Source organism: Pseudoalteromonas sp. TB51 (genome assembly GCF_000498055.1).
Taxonomy (GTDB): domain Bacteria; phylum Pseudomonadota; class Gammaproteobacteria; order Enterobacterales; family Alteromonadaceae; genus Pseudoalteromonas; species Pseudoalteromonas atlantica.
Genome location: NZ_AUTO01000311.1, coordinates 1 through 17584 on the forward strand (window position 1 = coordinate 1; position 17584 = coordinate 17584).

Here is a 17584-nt window from a genome sequence, read left to right on the forward strand (position 1 = left end):
CGCGGGTTACATCAAGCTCGCCTTGCTCGTTAAAGCTAAGTAGTGGGTGCGGGTAATCCATAACTGACGCTCTATCCCCCACCGAGGCTGCAAAGTTATGTGCAATGCCCAGCGTATGGCCAATTTCGTGTGCACTTAACTGGCGAATCCTATCAAGTGCCATTGCCTGTAAGTTCTTAGCCGGCTCGTTACCTTTTAAATAAGGCGCACCAAGGGCTTCTGCAATTAAAATATCTTGGCGTACACGCAATGAGCCTAGTGTTACATGCCCTTTGAGTATTTCGCCGGTACGAGGGTCTATAACAGAGCTTCCGTAAGACCATCCGCGTGTAGCACGATGCACCCACTGAATAACGTTATAGCGAATATCCATAGGATCAGCATTGCTCGGCAATACTTTGACTATAAATGCATTTTTATAGCCTGCTGCGCTAAAGGCATCATTCCACCACTTACCGCCTTCAAGTAACGCGCTTTTAACCGGCTCAGGCACGCCAGGGTCTAGGTAGTAAGTAATGGGCTCAACGGGTTCACTAATCGGTAAACTTGGGTCTTTTTTAGCTAAGCGATGACGCGGTATATAGCGCACAAACATAGATTCACCAAGGGGGGTTGCATAGTCTTTGTGCTCAATGCTCCAATACCCTGATTGCGGGTCAAATTTACGTGGCGTGTATTTATCATCAGGTAATTTAATAAGTGAGTGGTGCATATGTACAGTAAGTGCGTATGCATCGGCGCTTACTTGGCGCACAAATTTACCTGGTTTAGTGCCCTTAAACGTTAATACTGCTTCAAGCTCGGTATTTTTTACAAATGCTTTTGAGCGATTCATATACACAGCGCTGCGTGATTCATCAAGGCTAAAACTGCCTTGCTTGCGCGCTGCAAGCGTACGGCTTACCCCGTGTACATCGCTTAATAAATAGGGTGTGTAATCAATCAGGAGCGTTTTTTCGCTTTGCGCTACCACTTTAAAGCCCGCTAAAATACTGGATGCAAAGGCCTCTTTAATACTTTGCTGCTCAGCTTTGTTAGTGGTATTAGCGCGATAATATGTATTTAGCGCGCGCAACATTACTTTATCGCCAAAACGCTCAAACTGAACTAAATGCGTGTTACCAAGTTGACCTCTATCTAAGCCTATATCGTTAGAGCCAACTCCATAGGGTAAGCTTTGCTGAAGCAAAAATTGCTGCTCTAATTTATCTACTTTTAAAAACACTTTGCCGTTTTGAGTATCGTAATAAAACGAAAAGTACCCAGGAAAGTGATTCATTTGCGCAGTAAATTCATCTATAGGCTTAATTGCTGCGTGCGCTTGGGTTATCATAGAGCACAGCACAGTAAAGAATATGTAACTTATTAGTGGTATTTTTTTCATAATCTTATCTTTGTTATTGGCGTTTTAAGTACGATTAGGTGGCACCATTATTACAGTGCTATTTAAACAATACAGGTATTTAAGACGAAATTCAGCGCACTAAGTTAATCTCTCTCACATTTAGATTAGCTAGTACACGTTATCAGGAAAATAGAATGCGTAGACTCCCACCAGTATTACTAGAAGACGGTTGTCCTAGAGAACTTTTATCGTTAATTAGAACCATTTTAGCAGCATGTAAAGAAATTTCGTTTCGTGTTGGCCAAGGTGCGCTTTCAGGCGTATTAGGCTCAACGCTTGATGAAAACATTCAAGGCGAAACCCAAAAAAAGCTCGATGTATTATCTAATCAGCTTTTAAAAGATATTTTACTGGAGTCTGGGTCAGTTAAAGCCATCGCCTCAGAAGAGGAAGACTACACAGTAGCTGGCAACCAAGACGCTAAATACATTGTGGCGTTTGACCCGCTTGATGGCTCATCAAATACCGATATTAACTCGCTAGTGGGTACTATATTTTCAATTNGCCGCCGATCAAAGTATATTTATGCAGCCAGGCCACAAACAAGTTGCTGCAGGTTACGTGCTTTACGGCCCATCAACTATGCTTGCACTTACTACAGGTAAAGGCACGCGCATGTTTACGCTAGATAAAACCCAAGGTAGCTTTTTACTAACACAAGACTTTGCCACTATCCCTGCTGACACAAACGAATTTGCCATTAATGCGTCAAACCAGCGTCATTGGCAGCCAGCAATGCAAAACTATATTAATGACTTACTCGCTGGCGATACCGGCCCACGTGCTAAAAACTTTAACATGCGCTGGATTGCCGCTATGGTTGGCGATGTGCACCGTGTACTTAGCCGTGGTGGTTTATTTACCTACCCAACCGACACCAAAGATGCAAATAAACCTAATAAGCTACGTTTACTGTACGAAGCCAACCCCATGGCTATGCTAGTTGAGCAAGCAGGTGGTATCGCCTCTACGGGTACTGAGCGTATTATGGATATTCAACCCGATGCAATCCACCAGCGTGTGGCGGTAATATTAGGCTCTAAAAACGAAGTAGAAACGTGCTTGGGATATCATAAGTAATTTTTTAATTAAAAGGAAATACTTACCAATTTTGCATTTCGACAATGCGCGACTTCGTTCGCGCATATTCAAAGCTTAACTTTTGCCCCTGATACAAATAGTCAACGTGCGCGTGGGCGTTAATAACTAACAACTTATGGCAATCGTAAAACTCATCAACCAATGCAATAAAACGCCGCGCTTCGTCATCTAAATAATGCTCATTTAGAATTTGTTTTTCGCGTTGATAACTGTCTTCAATACCATGCACTATTACTTTACCTGTTGCGCCTACACCCATTTTTGGCACATTTTCTATATATAAAATATCAAACTGCTTGGCTAAAAACATATAATCGTAAGCGCTACGCGCTCCTGAGCAAAGCGCCATAAAATCGATCATTAATGCATTATCTGCGGTTAATAAGCACGGTAAGCTGCGGGAGTGTACCTGTAAAATTTGGTTTTCCTTTGCTTGTGGATACTGAGATAAAAACTGCTTTTTAAACTCGCTTATAGGTAAATTAATAAAATAATGGCGGCTATTTTTACCATACCTAAAGCGATGATCATCCTGCCCTTCAACACTAATTACATGGCAATAATTTTTAATTAAATCGATTGTGGGTAAAAACCGCGCGCGTTGCAAGCCATTGCGATAAAGCTGCTCAGGTTTTGCGTTAGAAGTTGCCACCAGCACTACCCCACTATCAAACAAGGCGTTAAATAACCTTGCCATAATCATTGCATCGCCAATGTCGCTAACAAAAAACTCATCAAAACACAGCACTTTTATATCTTTCGCCCATTGTTTAGCAATTAACGTGAGGGGGTTTTTATGACCTTGTAGCTGGGCAAGTTGCGTGTGTATTTGCGCCATAAAGTGATGAAAATGTAGCCGCTGCTTACGCTCAGTGGGTAAATTTTTATAAAATAAATCCATTAGCATGGATTTACCCCGCCCCACCGGCCCATGCAAATAAATACCTTTAATTAACGGCGCTTTTTTCCACCAAGGTGTTTTTATGTGTAACTGTATACTTAGGTTATTTAACGCATTTACCGCATTTTGCTGAGCGCTATCAACACACAGTTCACCCGCATCTATTTTTGCTTGGTAAAGCCTTAAAATTTGTGGGTAGTTTACTGACATGGGGTTTCACTATCGGCTATAATNCCGCCATTGTAGCCGACTAAAAATGTGAACCAAAATGAAATTCCCTTGCCGCTTAGATAAATTTATTAGCCACCTAGCCGAGCTACCACGCTCAAAAGCTCGCGCGGGTATTAAACGCCAAGAAGTGCAAGTAAATGGGGAAGTTGTTAGCGCGTTCGATTTTCAAGTAGCCCAGCAAGATGAAGTAACATTTGCTGGTGAGCCTATGGTATTTTTAGGCAAACGCTACTTTATGCTGCACAAACCTGTAGGCTACGTGTGTGCAAATGTAGATGAACTACACCCCACCGTATTTGATTTACTCGATGAGCCAAATATGGCCGACTTTCATGTAGCAGGTCGCCTTGATATAGACACCACCGGCTTAGTACTTATTACTAACGATGGCGATTGGTCGCACCGTATTACCTCGCCAAAGCACAACAAATTAAAAACCTACTTGGTAGAAACACAAGAGCCTATAACCGAAGAAGCATTAGAACAACTACGCAACGGCGTACAACTTCACAACGAAAAAGATCTCACCCGTCCAGCTAAAGCAGAAGCACTTGCCACCTACAGCTTACGTTTATCAATCAGCGAAGGTAAATACCACCAAGTTAAACGCATGTTAGCCGCGGTAGGTAACAAAGTGGTAGAGCTACACCGCGAGCAAATAGGTAATATTATACTGGACGAAAACTTAGCTAGTGGCGAGTATAGACAATTAACAGAGAGTGAGGTTTAAATAAACTGCTCATTTAAAGTAAATGATTACCTCAAAGCACACTCTTTACAGTTTATATCTTTAATCATTTTAAAATGCTGTTGCTTTAAGCTCAGCGCATCAAAGCTGATAAACACACTACCTTCAACATGCCCTAACAGCATATTAAGCGTAAGCTGTGCCTGCATAGAGCCTATAATTCCTAACAGTGGGCTTATTACACCGGCATTACTACAATTTACAGCGGGTGCGGCGTCACTTTTTGCAAAAACACAGCCATAACATGGGCTATTGTTTTGCCTAAAATCAAAGCCCATAAGTTGCCCACTACTTGCAATCGCGGCACCTGCAATTAAAGGCAACTTATGAGTAAAGCAATAACGGTTAACACTGTAACGTGCTGCAAAATTATCAGAGCAATCAAGTACTATGTCGGCATTTTTTAAAAGCTCCCCTGCGTTGTTATCATCGAGCTTTTTACAATGCGTCACTATTTCTATTTGATTATTAAGGCTTGTTAATACTTTGCCAGCAGCGGTGACCTTGTTTTGCCCTAAGTGATTAACTTTATACAGCACTTGGCGCTGCAAGTTAGAAAGCTCAACCGCATCATCATCTATTAAAATAAGTTTACCAATACCTGCCGCAGCTAAATACAAAAGTGCAGGGCTACCTAGCCCGCCAACTCCCACTACTGCAACGGTGGCTGCTTTAAGTGCTAACTGCCCTTCTAGCCCCACTTCTTTTAACAATAAGTGGCGACTATAACGCAGGGTTTCTTTATCGCTAAGCTTATTCATTGGGCTGGTTTATAGCACTTTTTAGCGCACTAATTGCTGCAATATAATCATCCGCTTCACTAATCGCTCGTACAACCGCAACACTGCCTACTCCTGTATTTGCAACCTCGCTTGCGCGGGTTAAATCTATGCCGCCAATGGCCACTGTTGGGTAGCTTTGCATTAATGGCACACACTTTTTAAGTTTATCGAGACCTTGTATCTGGCCGCTCATATCTTTGGTCGTGGTTGGGTAAATAGCACCAAATGCCATATAACTTGGTCGGTAGTTGTGCGCACGTAACATTTCGTAAAAACCGTGGGTAGAAAGCCCAAGCCTTAAACCTGCTTCTTTAATCGCGGCTAAATTAGCGGTTTCTAAATCTTCTTGGCCTAAGTGCACGCCGTAGGCACCGTGCTTTATTGCCAACTGCCAGTAGTCGTTTATAAATACGTGAGCATGGTACTTTTTGCCCAACTCTACGGCCTGCTTAATTAATTCATCAAGCTCAAGGTCGGTTTTATTTTTAACGCGAAGCTGCGCCGTAGTAATACCTTGCTGCAAACATTTATCTAGCCAATCTATGCTATCGACCACAGCATATAGGCCCAGCTTTTTACTCTCACAAGGTGCAAAATCAGCCGCCATATTAAATTCCAGCGGCACATCAAAATCAAGCTCATCACCAAGCCAGCTGCCAGGCTCAATTACTTGCGGGTAGTCATCTAACTGTGTAGGAAAAGCAGTATGTGCAACAGGGCCTATTCCTTCGCCGTATCTAACCGACTGCTTTAAGCCCTGATTTATATAAGCTTTAGCTAAAATAAAAGCATCTTTTAGGGGGTAGTCTTTTGCTAAACACGCGGCAATAACCGAGGCCATGCTACAACCTGTACCATGACTATGAGGGCTTTGAATTTTTTTATTACCAAGCCAATACTCTTCGCCGTTTTGTGTGCAGTAATCAATACAATAACCTGTTGGGTAATCCCAGTGCCCGCCTTTAATAACAACCGCTTTTGCGCCCCAACTTAATAGCTTTTTAGCAGCGTCTTTCACGGCGCTTGGGCCAATTAAATATACGCCTGTTAATAATTGCGTTTCGTGCGTGTTAGGCGTTATTACATCCACTAGCGGCATTAAGCATTCTTTAATGGCACTTACGGTATCTTCCTCTGTTAATACATCACCACTTGAAGCAATTGCAACAGGGTCGTAAACAATTACAGGCGGTACAGGCCATTTAGCTTTGTAATGCGCTATATGCTCGCTTATTAATTGAATTTGCTGCACATTAGCCAGCATGCCAATTTTAATTACTTTCGCTTTCATATCGCTTTCGAGTGCGAGTAATTGCGATTCAATAATATCGGTAGATACCGCGTTAATGGCCTCTACACCTAAGCTATTTTGCGCCGTAAGCGCGGTAATTGCAGTACAACCATGCACGCCAAAACTTTGCATTGCTTTTATATCGGCCTGAATACCTGCGCCACCACCTGAGTCTGAGCCTGCAATTGTCCACACTAAATTATTCATACTCTTTATTTCCTTACTGCTGATGCCAAAACGGCATACCCATTGTAGGGGTTGAGGGGGCTGCTAAGTCTTTTTCAGGCATTGCTTTGGCATTATACGCAAAGCGCCCTGCCTCTACCGCGGCTTTAAATGCACGGCTCATCGTAATTGGGCAGCCAGCCCCTGCTATCGCTGAATTTAATAATACCGCATCATACCCTAATTCAAGCGCTTGGCAGGCATGCGAAGGCAAACCAAGCCCTGCATCTACAATTAATGTTGTGTTTGGTAAGCGCTCACGAATTGTTTTTAAATTATAACTATTTAAAAGCCCCTTACCGGTGCCAATAGGCGCGCCCCAAGGCATAAGCACCTCACACCCTAGCTCGTTTAAACGCTGGCAAAGCACTAAATCATCGGTGCAGTAGGGTAATACTTTAAAGCCATCATCAATTAATATTTTTGTGGCTTCTAACAATGCGAATGGGTCGGGTTGTAAGTTGTAATCATCACCTATTAGTTCAAGCTTAATCCAATCGGTTGCAAATACTTCACGGCACATTTTAGCAAGTGTTACGGCTTCTTTTACACTGTGGCACCCTGCGGTATTAGGCAGTATTTTAAGGCCAGTGTTTTTTATAAGCTGCCAAAAGTCATCCCCTGCGGCAGCGCTTTGCTGGCGCCTTAATGACACCGTTACTATTTGCGCGCCAGAGGCTTTTATAGACTCTTCCATCACTGCTGGAGAGGGGTAAAGCGCCGAGCCTATTAATAAACGGCTATTTAGCTGCTCGCCATAAATAGTTAAGCAATCGTTACCTTGCATAATGCTACCCACCTTGAATAGGCGATAACAATTCAATGCTATCCCCTTCGTTAATTGTGGTGCTGGCGTGCAAACTTTGTGGAATAAATTCGCCATTTAGTGCCACCGCGAATGGAGGCTTTGCACCAAAATTTTGTAATACATCAACAAGCATTGAGCTTTTAATAGTTAGCAGCTCACCATTAATTGTTATAGTCATTTATTACTCACCCTATTTGAGATAACGCATCAGCCACTAAGGCGGGCCCTAACATATAGCCATGACGATATAAGCCATTAATGCTAATTACGTTACCTGTTTTTAAAACCGCAGGGCGGTTATCGCTAAATGCGGGGCGTAACCCGCTTTGAATATTTAACAACCGCGCTTCGGCAAACCCGCTGTGCACAGTATAGGCCGCCGAAAGTAGCTCAAGCGTGGAGCGTACTGTTGCAGGGCCGCTATCATCAGACTCTATTTCAGTTGCACCAATTACATACTCATTATTAGGTTTTGGCGCTATATAAATTGGGTAGCGCGGGTGCATTAAACGTACCGGCCGCGTTAAATTAACCTCAGGTGCATGTAATCTAGCCACTTCACCGCGTACGCCTCTAAGGTGTTTATCGTCTTTAGCACCTAAGCCACGACAGTCAATAATGTAATCAAACGCGCGGTTATTCACCTCGCCGTTTTGAATGCTAACGCGTTGGTTAAAAACAAACTTAACCTTACGTTTATTAAGCATGGTAAAGCTTGCTTTATAAAAGGCCTGGTTATCTATTTGCCCTTCGCAGGGTAAAAACACACCTTGGTTAAAACGATTAGCTAATTCGGGTTCTAACTGCGTTATTTGCTGAGCATTTAACGCCTGCGCGCTGTGCCCTGCTATTGGCTTTATTCGCTGACTAAAGCTTTGTAAGTCACCTTTATCTTGCTGGTGCGCCACGACCAGCGTGCCTTTTTGCTGATAAAAAACCTCGCCTTCAAGCTCGCTCACTATCTCTGGCCAGCGCTTGAGTGAATTTAGCCCCATGATGCCTAAATCCGTTTCACACAATACCGACTCAGCAAGCGGAGCAAGCATTGCCGCAGCCACTTTACCGGCACTATTTTGGGTGTGTTCGTCACTGGCTTCAAACACGGTCACATGATGCGACTTACTAAGCTCAAGGGCAGCTAAGCGCCCTGCTAAACCAAACCCCACAACAGCAATGTTGTAAAGCATAAAACCTCCTTTTAATAACAGGCTAGCAGCCATAAGCCGCTAACCTGTTATTGGCTTATATTGCTTTGTGGTAAATTTCTGAGCCCGTTTGTTTAAACTCTTCCGATTTCGCTTTCATTTGCGCTTCTACATCAACCATTTTGATCTCAATTGCATCACCTACATTGTTAGGATCGATCCCGCGTGATTCGAGATCTTTGGCGTAATCGCGTACTTCTTGGGTAATTTTCATTGAGCAAAATTTAGGGCCACACATAGAGCAAAAGTGCGCTACTTTGCCAGACTCTTGCGGTAGGGTTTCGTCGTGATATTCACGGGCACGTTCTGGGTCTAAACCAATGTTAAATTGGTCGTGCCATCTAAATTCAAAGCGCGCTTTTGATAATGCATTATCGCGCTCTTGCGCGCCGGGGTGGCCTTTGGCCAAGTCGGCCGCATGCGCTGCAATTTTGTAGGTAATTAAGCCCTCTTTTACATCTTCTTTATTGGGCAAACCTAAATGCTCTTTTGGTGTTACATAACACAGCATGGCACAGCCGTACCACGCTATTTGTGCAGCGCCTATACCCGATGTTATATGGTCGTACCCTGGTGCTATATCGGTCGTTAATGGGCCTAATGTGTAAAAAGGCGCTTCGCCACAATGCTCTAATTGTTCATCCATATTGGCTTTAATCATGTGCATTGGCACATGGCCTGGGCCTTCAATAAATACTTGTACATCGTGTTTCCACGCAATTTTTGTAAGCTCCCCTAACGTACGTAGCTCACTAAATTGCGCTTCGTCGTTGGCATCGGCAATCGAGCCTGGACGAAGGCCATCTCCGAGCGAAAAACACACATCGTATTGTTTTAAAATTTCGCAAATATCTTCAAAGTGCGTATATAAAAAGTTTTCTTTATGATGCGCTAAACACCACTTAGCCATAATTGAACCACCACGCGATACAATGCCGGTTACTCGCTTTGCCGTCATTGGCACGTAACGCAGCAATACACCGGCATGAATAGTAAAGTAATCAACGCCCTGCTCGGCTTGTTCAATTAACGTATCGCGAAATATCTCCCACGTTAGGTCTTCGGCCACTCCGTTTACTTTTTCAAGCGCCTGATAAATTGGTACCGTGCCAATGGGCACCGGCGAATTACGTACTACCCATTCACGGGTTTCGTGAATGTAACGCCCGGTTGATAAATCCATTACGGTATCGGCACCCCAGCGCGTAGACCACACCATTTTTTCTACTTCTTCTTCGATTGATGAGCTTACCGATGAATTACCAATATTAGCGTTAACTTTAACTAAAAAGTTACGGCCAACTATCATGGGCTCGGTTTCGGGGTGGTTAATATTATTTGGTAAAATAGCGCGACCGCGGGCTATTTCGTCGCGTACAAATTCAGGGGTAATAAAATCGGGAATACTCGCCCCAAACGATTCGCCTTTATGCTGTGCTGCTAGCAGCTCTTCTCTAATTTGTGCACGACCCATGTTTTCGCGTATGGCTACGTATTCCATTTCTGGGGTAATAATGCCTTGGCGAGCATAATGCATTTGCGTCACGTTTTTGCCCGCTTTACCACGGCGAATTTTAGGTAAATGATCAAAGCGAATATGATCAAGGCCGTCATCGGCCATACGTTGCTGAGCAAATTGCGAAGTGACTGAGTCGAGCACTTCGGTGTCGTTGCGCTCTTTTATCCACTGATCACGAAATTTAGGTAACCCTTTACGTACGTCTAGCTCAAAGTTAGGGTCGGTATACGGGCCTGATGTATCGTAAACACGCAGTGGATCGTTTGGCTCATACACAGGGTTTTGCTCATCGCCACCAATAAACGTATCGCTTAATGTAATTTCGCGCATACCCACGCGTACACCGCTTTGGCTGCCCTCAACATACACTTTTTGTGAACTTGGAAATGGCTGACCCGTTAAATTATAAATGTAATCTGACGCAGCAGCGCGCGTTTCTCGACGTGTAGACTTATTTGTAGTGTTTGACATGACTTACCTCATTGCTAAAGGGCTGTCTTGTCAGATATTCCATAAGGAATAGAGAAAGATCGTAAAGCAGTGGTTACGCTGCTTTGCGGCCTAAAATGGCTAGTTATTTTGTTGTGCGCATAAAAAAAGACGCACAAGCGTCCCATTTTAGGCAGCTTGTTCCCTACGCAGGTTTTAACCTGATCAGGTTCACGGATCCCGCTTTCGCGATCTCAGCCTTAATTATTTAAGGCACTCCGACAAGTAAAATTATGTTCGTTGATTTGCTATTTTTATAAAATCAGCGTTGAGTGTACGCCAGTTAAAAATTGCCTGCAAGGGGCAGTTTTAAATACTCATGCCACTACTTTGCAATAAACAAAAAAGTTTGATCGCCCTGCATAACTAACTGTGAGCCTTGCATGGTAAGCGTTGCACCTTCTCGTAGCGCTTGTAAAAACTGCTGCTCTAGCGCATCAACATCTGCTCCGCACGACTTACGCGTCATGCCAAGTTTATTAACGCTAATACTGCTGTCTTTAAGCTCGCCTTCACCAAAAAACTTATTACATCCTGCAAACCCGTTTACTTGCAACGCTTCAATAAAGCTCATTGATGCACTGTAAGAGGCCGGCACAGCTAAACCATCAACCTTTGATAGTTGCCATTGTGTGTACTTTAGCTGCTCAGTGGTCACCGTCCCTGTGGCTGTACAACCAATACATAAACCGATTAAAAGCATCGGTAGTGCTGCTAATTTCATGCTATTTCTAACTAAATATTTAATTACCGTAATAGTAACAATTTTTATGCGGTTTATCCGTTAAAAATGCATGTTTTAAATGTAAATTTTTGTTCTATGATAGTTTAGAGAGTGTTGAACTTTGCAGATTAAAACGTGTTCACAGTAAGGGGGCTTTAATCGCTTTGCTTGGTTTGTAACTTAGTGGGCTCGATAACAGCACCTGCGCTATCCACTATTTACGATAAACAATCCCACTGCCTAGGCGCTGCTATAAAACAAACTAGATTAAATTTAATGCCAAAGGTCACAACCCCTAAAAATTATACGCGCTAATCTTGGGTGTAATTTTTAAATAAATTATCTATTTCGGGAGGTAAAAAAGGGCGGCCTTTTTCATTAACCGAAGTGCCTATAACCTTGGCTTGTAGCATTACTTTATTGTCGTGTTTACGTACTAAGGTTTGCTTAAACGCAAACTTTATACGGCTTATACGCTCAGGTTCAACTGCTATATAAAATTCATCATCTGGTACAAGCGAATGTTTATAATCAACCTCACTGCGTATCACCACTAAATTAACTTTTTGCTTTGCTAGTAGTGCAAAATCAACCCCATTTGCAAATAAAAACTCATGGCGAGCATGCTCTAAATAATTAAAGTACACACTGTTATTTACAATTCCTTGTAGGTCACATTCGTAATGGCGCACTTTAAAATCAACTTTAAAGGTCATATTAGTAATCCTGATTATTTAACGTATAATCGCTGCGTTATAACACAAGTATTAAAATAATTGCTACCATACGAGTCCCCAAAATGGAGTTAAGTAACCTAATGAACTTACGTTTGTCTTTAATTACTGCGGCGTTATTACCGCTAATTAGTACACCACTTATAGCAAACGCTGATGACAGCGACCTAGAACGAATTGTTGTTACAGGCGACTTTCAACGTGAAAGCATTCAAACATTAAGCGCTAGCGCTAGCCTATTTAGCAAAGATGAAATTAATCAACGTGGTGCAAGTTACTTAGACGAAATGCTAGGTAGTACAGCCAACGTAAACTTTACTTCTGGTGCCTCTCGTGGTCGTTATATTCAAATTCGTGGAGTGGGACTTCGTTCACAATTTGTAGATCCAATTGACCCATCGGTTGGCTTAGTCATTGACGGCATTAACTACTCGGGTTTAGGTGGCAGCTCATTATTATTTGATATAGACCAGGTAGAAATTTACCGCGGCCCACAAGGCACTCGCTTTGGTGCAGACGGCATGGCCGGTATGATCCAAATGGAATCAGCTCAGGCAACTGCCGATCCTAGCTTAAAATTACAAGTGGGTATGGGTACTTATAACTCGCGCGAAGCAGGCCTTGCAGCAAGTACTGGATTAACCGACGACACAAGTGCCCGCGTCAGCTACTTCCGTAGAAAATCAGATGGCTACGTAGATAACCTATATTTAAACGACGAAACTCAACAACAAGATGAGCAAGTAGCCCGCTTTAAATTAAACAGCCAACTTACTGAGCATTTAAACACAGAGTTAAACCTGCACTACATAGATATAAACAACGGCTACGATGCGTTCACGCTTGATAACAGNCGAGCCAGGCCAAGATAATCAACAAAGCTACGCCATTGGTATTAATAATACCTACACAGGCTTTGATGCCTTTGATGTAAGCTTAAACCTTTCAGCCATTGATACAGAGCTACTTTACAGCTTTGATGAAGACTGGGTATGTAACGATGCAAGCGAGCCACAATTATGTGCAGCTGGCCTACACCCTTGGGGTTATAGCTCAACCGATGTGTACACGCGTGATCGCGATGATCAATCGGCTAATTTACAGTTTAATTCTAAAACAGGTAACTGGGTTGCCGGTGTTTACTATCAAAACCGCGACGTAGATTTAGAGCGCGAATACACTTGGCTTGCAAGTCCATTTGCATCAACCTACGAAACCAGTAACGTAGCTGTTTACGGCCAAGTAGCCACACCTATCGGCCCTAAAACCACGCTCATTACCGGTTTACGTGTAGAGCAATACCAAGGTGATTACACCGACAGCAACGGCTTTATTGAAGAGACTGACGACGTAATGGTAGGCGGTAAAATAGCACTTGAATACCAAGTGATTGATCGTACTATGATCTACACCAGCATTACCCGTGGTTATAAAGCTGGCGGTATTAATTCAGAAGCATTAGCCAAAGCTAAAGATGAAGGCTTAAACCTAGATGCTGATTTTTTCCAGCAGCATACAAGCTTTGACCCAGAATACCTTTGGAGCGGCGAGTTTGGCGTTAAGGGTTCATCGCTTGATGATAAATTTACCCTTCGTTTAGCAGCATTTTATATGCACCGCGACAACATTCAGTTAAAAGCATGGCAAGTAGAAGGTCAGCAATTTACAGGCTACGTTGATAACGCAAGCTCTGGTAGCAACTACGGGCTAGAAGTTGAAGGTAGTTACCAACTTACCGAAGATTTATTCTTAACAGGTAGCGCCGGTTACTTAAACACAGAAATTGACGACTTTGTAACGCAATCTGGCTTAAATCAAGACGGTCGTGAGCAAGCGCAATCACCTAAATACCAATACGCATTTAGCGCACGTTACAACTTTACTAATGAGCTGTACGGTATGATTGGTGTTGAAGGTAAGGACGATTACTACTTCTCAGATAGCCATAATTCAAAAGCACCTAGCAGTAATTTAGTAAACCTAAGTTTAGGCTACGAAGCCGACATGTGGGCAGTGCGCGCATGGGCACGTAACGTATTTGACGAAGAAGTACCAACCCGCGGCTTTGAGTTTGGTAACGACCCACTTGATGGCTACGCTACACACACCTACGTGCAATTAGGTGAGCCAAGAGTAGCGGGTATAACGTTTACGTTAGAGCTGTAATGACCCTTCTCGACTAAGGGCCTTACTTACGCTGTAATATGCGCCTCTTTTATTAAGTATGTAACTCCCTCATTATCTTCGATTTTGAGGGTTTTACCTTAGCAAAGCTTTCTAAGCACAAGAAAACTTATAACTTTTAGCACATTGCTGTCATTTTAGTTAAGCCCTAACCTATACAAATATTCTTAAAAGCCATATAGATTATCTGTCAAACTTATAAATGTGCTTTTAGCTGCGCACCCCGATTACTCACGTTAAACACTGTTATAGCATCGTAAGAAACAAACAGGGTATGTTACGGGTAAATAGACACCCTTGCGGTTTGACACATGTTATAAAAGTTACAGAACATTATTCAACCCTCCTGTGTAACAGCTTAATTTTTGGTCTCGCACTTCCTTATATACCTAATTAGATAGATTAGAAATTGCACATAGTCTTAGATAGAAAGTATGCAATACATAATCCACGCTTACCTTAGGAAACACTCTCAAATTAAAGGCCTATACCATTCTTTTTCTTGCTCAGCGACAAGACAGGCGACTTTCTTAAGAAATCTGTGTGCGGTAACACATTGCAAGTCCATAGTGTGCAAAGAAGTTAAAAGTAAGCATGCTAAATATTTTATATCGAGTTAGCTTGCCTTTATACGGGCTAAATATCCTAAGATGCTATCACTTCATTAAGCCATGTTCAGGGGAGGGTTAAAGATAATACAAAACAAGCGGAGCATTAATTACATCACTTCAGTGAGCTATAACGCCTCAAAACTTCGACGCTCGCCTTTTTAAGAACTAGTAAGCCATTAAAAACAAGAATACTTAAATTATATCTGTTGATTTAATAAAATATTTTAGGGGCTGTTTAATATTGATAAGTGCTAAAAACAAAAAACCCAGCATAAGCTGGGTTTTTACAATTCTGAAAGAAAACTAAATTACTTGATTTTAGCTTCTTTGAAAATCACATGTTTACGAGCCTTAGGATCGAACTTTTTGATTTCCATCTTTTCAGGCATGTTACGCTTGTTTTTGTCGGTAGTGTAGAAAAAACCAGTACCAGCAGTTGAAACTAAACGGATTTTATCGCGCATGATTCAGTTCCTTAAACTTTTTCGCCGCGAGCACGGATATCTGTAAGTACCGCGTCGATGCCTTTTTTATCGATAATACGCATACCTTTAGTAGTAGTGCGTAGTGTTACAAAACGTTTTTCACTTTCAACCCAAAAACGGTGTGTTTGTAGGTTAGGTAGGAAACGACGTCTAGTCGCGTTTCTCGCGTGTGAACGGTGATTACCAACCGTTGGACGCTTACCTGTAACTTGACATACTTTAGACATGTCTATATATCTCCAATAACTTCGCTCGAGCTTAATTTAACCTAAGGCCATGTATTTGTGCCCTAGATAAATCGAAGGGCGCTCTTTATACAGCTTTTACAGGCAAAGATCAAATACTGATCTATCCAACCAGCTCATATGTAAATTTGATAGCGGCTAATTATAAAGATCGAATGCCCTTAGGGAAAGTAAAAACTGCATTTAAATTAAACTAATTTGCTAAAACCGTCCAAACCGCTCATTTTTAACACACTTATTCATCAAGCAACCTTAAATCAAGCCTCGCTGTGCAAAAGAAACACACGTTTCTCCTCCTACAATGATGTGATCAAGCACATTTATGTCTACTAATTGCAGTGCTTGTTGTAATTTATTAGTGATAAGTTTGTCTGCTTGGCTTGGTTCGGCAATCCCGCTTGGGTGATTGTGTGCCAAAATAATGGCCGCAGCATTATTTTTTAAGGCCGCTTTTAGAACTTCTCTGGGGTAAACGCTGGCTGAGTTTATCGTGCCATAAAACAAAATTTCGTCTTTTACTAAACGGTTTTGGCTATCGAGATAAAGCACCATAAACACTTCTTGCTGTAGCCCGCGCATTTGCAGCGTTAAATATTCATACACCGCATTTGGCGAATTAAACACCGCACCGCGCTGGCAACGCTCCTGCATGTAACGCTGACTCAGCTCGAGCACCGCTTGCAATTGCACATATTTTGCCATCCCTAACCCTTTTTGTGCGCAAAACTCATCTTGGCTGGCGTTAAATAAATTATGCAATGTTTTGTTTTCGTTAAGCAGGTGCTGTGCAAGCTCAATCACATTCATACCGGGTAAGCCCGTACGCAAAAATATCGCTAATAACTCAGCATCGGTCAATGCTTTAGGGCCTTTTTCAATGAGTTTTTCGCGTGGGCGAAGTGAGTTAGGTAACGATGTTAATTGCATTATTCATCCTTGATGATTAAAAAACAGTCTTATAACTGTAATGCAATTTTTAAAATTAGCCTGATTATTTAATCCTAAAAACTTAGCTCAAAGCACAAAGATTTGTTATTTTAGCCTGCATATACACTCAAGCAAAAAACACTCATGACTAACTTAACAAACAAAAAAATCGTACTTGGCATCACCGGCGGCATCGCGGCCTATAAATGTGCAGAGCTCGTTAGGCGCTTAAAAGAGGCAGGTTGCGAAGTAAAAGTAGTTATGAGCGAGTCAGCTAAGCATTTTATAACCCCATTAACCATGCAAGCGGTGAGTGGTGAAATGGTGTCTGATTCATTACTTGACCCCTCAGCAGAGGCTGCAATGGGCCACATAGAATTTGCCAAATGGGCTGATTTAATTTTAGTCGCGCCTGCAACGAGTAATACCATTGCCAAAATGGCCGCCGGCATAGCCGATGATTTACTTACCACGCTATTACTGGCAACCCCAGCAAAAGTAGCAATAGCTCCAGCAATGAACCAGCAAATGTATGCACACCCTGCAACACAAGCAAATTTAACCACTTTAAAAGCACGTGACGTACTTATTTGGGGCCCAGGCAAAGGTGAGCAAGCCTGTGGCGATGTAGGAGCTGGGCGCATGCTAGAGCCGCATGAGCTTGTGGCTTTGTGCACTGCTACAGAGCAGCCGCAGTTATTAGCAGGTAAAACCATTACAATTACGGCAGGGCCAACCCGCGAACCGCTTGACCCTGTGCGTTTTATCTCTAATCACAGCTCTGGAAAAATGGGCTTTGCCCTGGCTGAGGCCGCTTTAAAGCTTGGCGCTCATGTCAATTTAATTTCAGGGCCTGTCACTATCAAGGCCCCTGTTGGCGTTAATTTAATAAACATTGAAAGCGCTGAGCAGCTATTAAATGAGTCATTAACCTATGCCCCACTCTCTGATGCTTTTATTGGCTGTGCA

General features: G+C 42.5%; 15 protein-coding genes, 2 pseudogenes and 1 riboswitch. Of the genes and pseudogenes, 4 read left to right on the top strand and 13 right to left on the bottom strand.

What is annotated here, in order from left to right:
- Positions 1 to 1384 (bottom strand): DUF5117 domain-containing protein (locus tag L650_RS0119160; protein ID WP_128081075.1); only part of this gene is annotated, 1384 nt, incomplete at its 3' end.
- Between the two features lie 155 nt (positions 1385 to 1539).
- Here L650_RS0119160 and L650_RS0119165 point away from each other — a divergent pair.
- Positions 1540 to 2485 (top strand): annotated as a pseudogene (locus tag L650_RS0119165) (class 1 fructose-bisphosphatase).
- Positions 2486 to 2507: 22 nt separating this feature from the next.
- On the opposite strand, the gene zapE reads toward L650_RS0119165, so the two are convergent.
- Positions 2508 to 3617 (bottom strand): cell division protein ZapE, encoded by a 1110-nt coding sequence (gene zapE, locus L650_RS0119170; protein ID WP_029774080.1) that lies wholly within the window; start codon positions 3615 to 3617, stop codon positions 2508 to 2510.
- 58 nt (positions 3618 to 3675) lie between these two features.
- Here zapE and rsuA point away from each other — a divergent pair, with 58 nt between their 5' ends.
- Positions 3676 to 4368, top strand: coding sequence for a 16S rRNA pseudouridine(516) synthase RsuA (rsuA, locus tag L650_RS0119175; RefSeq protein WP_029774081.1), 693 nt, complete (start codon positions 3676 to 3678; stop codon positions 4366 to 4368).
- Between the two features lie 26 nt (positions 4369 to 4394).
- On the opposite strand, the gene L650_RS0119180 is transcribed toward rsuA, so the two are convergent.
- From L650_RS0119180 to L650_RS0119215, 8 genes are all read right to left on the bottom strand, one after another.
- Positions 4395 to 5147: a HesA/MoeB/ThiF family protein gene (locus L650_RS0119180; protein WP_029774082.1), complete on the bottom strand. Its 753-nt coding sequence runs from the start codon at positions 5145 to 5147 to the stop codon at positions 4395 to 4397.
- Entirely contained in the window at positions 5140 to 6666 is a 1527-nt protein-coding gene (gene thiE / locus L650_RS0119185) for a thiamine phosphate synthase (protein ID WP_029774083.1), read from the bottom strand. The genes L650_RS0119180 and thiE overlap by 8 nt, the downstream gene beginning before the upstream one ends.
- Before the next feature lie 13 nt (positions 6667 to 6679).
- Positions 6680 to 7471: a thiazole synthase gene (locus tag L650_RS0119190; RefSeq protein ID WP_004589052.1), complete on the bottom strand. Its 792-nt coding sequence runs from the start codon at positions 7469 to 7471 to the stop codon at positions 6680 to 6682.
- Between the two features lie 4 nt (positions 7472 to 7475).
- Positions 7476 to 7670, bottom strand: a complete 195-nt coding sequence (gene thiS, locus L650_RS0119195; RefSeq protein WP_029774084.1) for a sulfur carrier protein ThiS — start codon at positions 7668 to 7670, stop codon at positions 7476 to 7478.
- 7 nt (positions 7671 to 7677) lie between these two features.
- Positions 7678 to 8679, bottom strand: coding sequence for an FAD-dependent oxidoreductase (locus L650_RS0119200; protein WP_029774085.1), 1002 nt, complete (start codon positions 8677 to 8679; stop codon positions 7678 to 7680).
- 55 nt (positions 8680 to 8734) lie between these two features.
- The gene (thiC, locus tag L650_RS0119205; RefSeq protein ID WP_029774086.1) at positions 8735 to 10687 is read right to left on the bottom strand and encodes a phosphomethylpyrimidine synthase ThiC; all 1953 of its coding nucleotides are present in this window, start codon (positions 10685 to 10687) and stop codon (positions 8735 to 8737) included.
- 143 nt (positions 10688 to 10830) lie between these two features.
- A riboswitch (TPP riboswitch) is annotated at positions 10831 to 10936 on the bottom strand.
- 94 nt (positions 10937 to 11030) lie between these two features.
- Positions 11031 to 11429: an META domain-containing protein gene (locus L650_RS0119210; RefSeq protein ID WP_223230610.1), complete on the bottom strand. Its 399-nt coding sequence runs from the start codon at positions 11427 to 11429 to the stop codon at positions 11031 to 11033.
- A gap of 311 nt (positions 11430 to 11740) precedes the next feature.
- The gene (locus tag L650_RS0119215) at positions 11741 to 12145 is read right to left on the bottom strand and encodes an acyl-CoA thioesterase (RefSeq protein ID WP_004589047.1); all 405 of its coding nucleotides are present in this window, start codon (positions 12143 to 12145) and stop codon (positions 11741 to 11743) included.
- 83 nt (positions 12146 to 12228) lie between these two features.
- Here L650_RS0119215 and L650_RS0119220 point away from each other — a divergent pair.
- Positions 12229 to 14329, top strand: a pseudogene (locus tag L650_RS0119220) (TonB-dependent receptor).
- 937 nt (positions 14330 to 15266) lie between these two features.
- On the opposite strand, the gene rpmG reads toward L650_RS0119220, so the two are convergent.
- From rpmG to radC, 3 genes are all read right to left on the bottom strand, one after another.
- Positions 15267 to 15422 carry a 50S ribosomal protein L33 gene (rpmG, locus tag L650_RS0119225; protein ID WP_004587947.1) on the bottom strand — a complete coding sequence of 52 codons (156 nt, stop codon included), beginning with the start codon at positions 15420 to 15422 and terminating at the stop codon, positions 15267 to 15269.
- 11 nt (positions 15423 to 15433) lie between these two features.
- Positions 15434 to 15670, bottom strand: coding sequence for a 50S ribosomal protein L28 (rpmB, locus tag L650_RS0119230; protein WP_004587946.1), 237 nt, complete (start codon positions 15668 to 15670; stop codon positions 15434 to 15436).
- Positions 15671 to 15940: 270 nt separating this feature from the next.
- Positions 15941 to 16615 carry a RadC family protein gene (radC, locus tag L650_RS0119235; RefSeq protein WP_029774088.1) on the bottom strand — a complete coding sequence of 225 codons (675 nt, stop codon included), beginning with the start codon at positions 16613 to 16615 and terminating at the stop codon, positions 15941 to 15943.
- Between the two features lie 144 nt (positions 16616 to 16759).
- Here radC and coaBC point away from each other — a divergent pair.
- The coding region (gene coaBC / locus L650_RS0119240) for a bifunctional phosphopantothenoylcysteine decarboxylase/phosphopantothenate--cysteine ligase CoaBC (RefSeq protein WP_029774089.1) at positions 16760 to 17584 on the top strand (825 nt) is incomplete at its 3' end.

What these genes read in the sequence shown, in the direction of transcription:
- L650_RS0119215 (WP_004589047.1), bottom strand. Translation starts at nt 12,145, where the DNA reads ATGACCTTTAAAGTTGATTTTAAAGTGCGCCATTACGAATGTGACCTA.
- radC (WP_029774088.1), bottom strand. Translation starts at nt 16,615, where the DNA reads ATGCAATTAACATCGTTACCTAACTCACTTCGCCCACGCGAAAAACTC.
- L650_RS0119200 (WP_029774085.1), bottom strand. Translation starts at nt 8,679, where the DNA reads ATGCTTTACAACATTGCTGTTGTGGGGTTTGGTTTAGCAGGGCGCTTA.
- L650_RS0119210 (WP_223230610.1), bottom strand. Translation starts at nt 11,429, where the DNA reads ATGAAATTAGCAGCACTACCGATGCTTTTAATCGGTTTATGTATTGGT.
- L650_RS0119190 (WP_004589052.1), bottom strand. Translation starts at nt 7,471, where the DNA reads ATGCAAGGTAACGATTGCTTAACTATTTATGGCGAGCAGCTAAATAGC.
- L650_RS0119180 (WP_029774082.1), bottom strand. Translation starts at nt 5,147, where the DNA reads ATGAATAAGCTTAGCGATAAAGAAACCCTGCGTTATAGTCGCCACTTA.
- rpmB (WP_004587946.1), bottom strand. Translation starts at nt 15,670, where the DNA reads ATGTCTAAAGTATGTCAAGTTACAGGTAAGCGTCCAACGGTTGGTAAT.
- thiS (WP_029774084.1), bottom strand. Translation starts at nt 7,670, where the DNA reads ATGACTATAACAATTAATGGTGAGCTGCTAACTATTAAAAGCTCAATG.
- thiC (WP_029774086.1), bottom strand. Translation starts at nt 10,687, where the DNA reads ATGTCAAACACTACAAATAAGTCTACACGTCGAGAAACGCGCGCTGCT.
- rpmG (WP_004587947.1), bottom strand. Translation starts at nt 15,422, where the DNA reads ATGCGCGATAAAATCCGTTTAGTTTCAACTGCTGGTACTGGTTTTTTC.
- thiE (WP_029774083.1), bottom strand. Translation starts at nt 6,666, where the DNA reads ATGAATAATTTAGTGTGGACAATTGCAGGCTCAGACTCAGGTGGTGGC.
- rsuA (WP_029774081.1), top strand. Translation starts at nt 3,676, where the DNA reads ATGAAATTCCCTTGCCGCTTAGATAAATTTATTAGCCACCTAGCCGAG.
- zapE (WP_029774080.1), bottom strand. Translation starts at nt 3,617, where the DNA reads ATGTCAGTAAACTACCCACAAATTTTAAGGCTTTACCAAGCAAAAATA.